The organism is Halanaerobium sp. (assembly GCF_003070835.1).
In genome coordinates this window covers 1-2,441 of sequence record NZ_QBLR01000415.1, presented here as the reverse complement: position 1 = coordinate 2,441, position 2,441 = coordinate 1, and the positions used below count along the sequence as shown (strand labels likewise).

Genomic DNA, 2,441 nt, shown 5'->3' with positions numbered 1-2,441 from the left:
TAAAGGTAAGGGAATTAAGGATATTGACTTTACTGTAGTAAGAGAAAATACTGAGGGTATTTATGCCGGTATCGGCGGCTTCTTAAAGAAGGATACCCCTGATGAAGTAGCAACTCAGGAAATGATTTCGACTCGTAAAGGTGTGGATCGGGTAATTAAATATGCCTTTGAATACGCTCAGAAATTTGGGAGAGAGCCTAAATTAACTGTCTGTGATAAAAGCAATGTTTTAACCTATGCTCACAACTTGTGGCAGCGCTCCTTTAAAGAAATGGGTAAAAATTTTCCTGATGTGGAGCAGAATCACTTTTTGGTTGATGCGATTACAATGAAGATGGTCCGCAATCCAGAAATTTTTGATGTGATTGTAACCTGCAATATTTTTGGTGATATTATTACTGACCTTGGTGCAGAAATTCAGGGGGGAATGGGAATGGCTGTTTCTGGTAATATTAATCCAGACAGTATCTCAATGTTTGAACCTGTTCACGGAAGTGCACCTGATATTGCCGGTCAGAATATAGCCAATCCACTGGCAGCTGTTTTAGCAGCCGGCATGATGCTGAGAGAGCTCGGCTATGGTAATCTGACTCCAAAGGTAGAAGAGGCTGTTAAAGATGCTTTAGAGAATAATATGGTTACTGCCGATCAGGGTGGAGACTTAAGTACAGATGAAGTTGGGGATTATCTGGTTCAAAATCTCAAAAGCAAAGAGGAAGGTGAGTAGTGATGACTAGTGGGATTAACAATTTATGATACAACTTTAAGAGATGGTTCACAGGGAGAAGGAATTTCTTTATCACTCGATGATAAGCTGAGAATCACCAGACAGTTAGACCGCTTTGGTATCGATTTTATTGAAGGTGGCTGGCCGGGATCCAATCCCAAAGATGAAGCTTATTTTAGGGAAGTTCAGAATATGGACTTGGATCACGCGGAGATAACCGCCTTCAGCTCAACCAGAAGGGCAAATGTTAAAGCTGCCGAAGATCCAAATATTTTAAAACTGGTTGAGGCCGGGGTTGACTATGTAACGATTTTTGCTAAAAGCTGGGATCTTCATGTTACAGATGCTCTGCAGATTCCTCTGGCAGAAAATATAGAGATGATCAAGGATACAGTTTCATTTTTAAAGTCAGAGGGTTTAAAAGTTTTCTTTGATGCTGAGCATTTCTTTGATGGCTATGTTGCCAATCCAGATTATGCTTTAAAAACATTAAAGGCAGCTGCTGAGGCTGGAGCTGAACTCGTAATTTTATGTGATACCAATGGTGGGATGCTTCCTTCTCAGGTAACAAAAATTATGCAGGAGGTTAAAGCAGAGTGTAAAACTCCTCTTGGTATCCATGCCCACAATGACGGCAATCTGGCTGTAGCCAATTCGCTGGCTGCTTATGAAGAAGGAGCAGTTCAGGTTCAGGGTACAGTTGGCGGCCTGGGTGAGCGCTGTGGGAATGCAGATTTATGCAGTGTAATTCCCGCTCTGCAGTTAAAGTACGGAGAAAAGGTTGTTTCAGATCAGCAGCTTAAACATCTAAAGCCATTATATTTCTTTGTTACCGAAACTGCCAATCTGATTCCAATTAATAATAAGCCCTATGTTGGGAAAAGTGCCTTTACCCATAAAGGGGGAATCCATGTCAGTGCGGTTCGTAAGAACCCACATACCTACGAGCATATTGAGCCGGAGCTGGTTGGGAATGAGCGCCGGGTCTTGGTCTCGGAGCTGGCAGGTAAATCAAATCTCCGCTACAAATTAAAGGAAATTGGCTTTAATCTGGAAGATTTCTCTGATCAGATGATCAAAAAGCTGATCAAAAAAGTTAAAACTCTGGAAAACCAGGGCTATCAGTTTGAAGGAGCAGAGGCTTCTCTGATTCTTTTAGCTTTCAGAGAATTTAAAGATTACAGGTCTTTCTTTGAGATTGAGGATTTCAGAACCAACAGTGTAAATAGAGAAAATGAAACCTACTCGGAGGCGGTTGTGAAAATGACTGTCAATGGAGAGAAGGTTCATATTGCTGCTGATGGTGATGGACCGGTTAATGCTCTGGATAACTGTTTTAGGAAGGCTTTAGTTTCCTTTTATCCAGAAATAACTGAAACCAAATTAATTGACTACAAAGTTAGGGTGCTGAACGGTAATGATGGTACAGCAGCCAAGGTAAGGGTTTTAATTGAGACTGCTGACCTCGAAAAATCCTGGACAACTGTTGGCGTTTCGACCAATATTATTCAGGCTTCCTGGGATGCACTGCTGGATAGTATAGAATACTGGCTCTTAATTGAAGCCGGAATCAGTATTAATTAGTAGCTTAAAAATAGATAATTTAAATTAGCAGCTGTGGAGTAATCTCTGCAGCTGTTTTTTTATATTTATATTGTGTTTTTGTTCACTAATAAAATAGTTATCAATATACATTTATTAACAATTATATAAA

The 2,441-nt window shown here is 40.3% G+C and carries 2 protein-coding genes; both read left to right on the top strand.

The features are described 5' to 3' along the window. A partial coding sequence (locus tag CI949_RS19855; RefSeq protein WP_290769657.1) for an isocitrate/isopropylmalate dehydrogenase family protein occupies window positions 1–727 on the top strand: 727 nt, incomplete at its 5' end. A gap of 9 nt (window positions 728–736) precedes the next feature. Further along, on the top strand, window positions 737–2,311 hold the full coding sequence (gene cimA, locus CI949_RS19850; RefSeq protein WP_290769654.1) for a citramalate synthase: 1,575 nt from the start codon (window positions 737–739) through the stop codon (window positions 2,309–2,311). The last annotated feature ends 130 nt before the right edge of the window (window positions 2,312–2,441 follow it).